This window comes from Rhizobacter sp. P3_B12 (assembly GCF_056402895.1).
In genome coordinates this window covers 1-586 of sequence record NZ_JBFUGN010001735.1, presented here as the reverse complement: position 1 = coordinate 586, position 586 = coordinate 1, and the positions used below count along the sequence as shown (strand labels likewise).

Annotated in this window: 1 pseudogene; it reads right to left on the bottom strand. The window is 75.1% G+C overall.

Annotated elements, in window-relative coordinates:
- Positions 1-586 (bottom strand): annotated as a pseudogene (locus AC1D01_RS37950) (hypothetical protein); the annotation flags it as partial.

Here is a 586-nt window from a genome sequence, read left to right as displayed (position 1 = left end):
ACACCAGGCGCTCGCCCTCGTCGCGCGGCGGCGCGAGCGCCACCGGCGGCGGCGTCTCGCGCAGCTCGAAGCTGCTGGCATCGCTGAACGGGCCGTGGTCGTCGCCGGCCGCGATGCTCGCGATGCGCCAGTGGTAGCGGCCGGGCGGCAGCGCGAGGCCGAGGCGTTCGCCGCCCACGTCGTTGCGGTCGATGCGGACGGTCTCGAAGCGCGCATCGTCGGCCACCTGCAGGTGGTAGCGCTGCGCGGCGGCGGCTTTCGTCCAGCTGAACTCGACCCGCTCGCCGTAGGCCTGCCCCTCGTCGCGCGGCTGGGTCGTGAACGGCGGCTCCGGGCGTGCCTTCAGCGTGAACGCGAGCCGCGAATCGCGGCCCTCCAGGCCCTGCGGGTCGCGGGCACGCACCAGCAGCAGGAAGCGCCCGTCGGGCAGGTCGGCCCATTGCGCGGCGGGTTCGGTGAACTCGCCGTCGAGCAGGCGCTGGTTCAGCGCTTCGTCGGCGAACACCTGGGCGCGGTAGCCGGCCGCACCGGGCAGCGCGGGCCACGAGAAGCGCAGCGGCACGCGCTCGTAGCGCGTCGGCAGCGT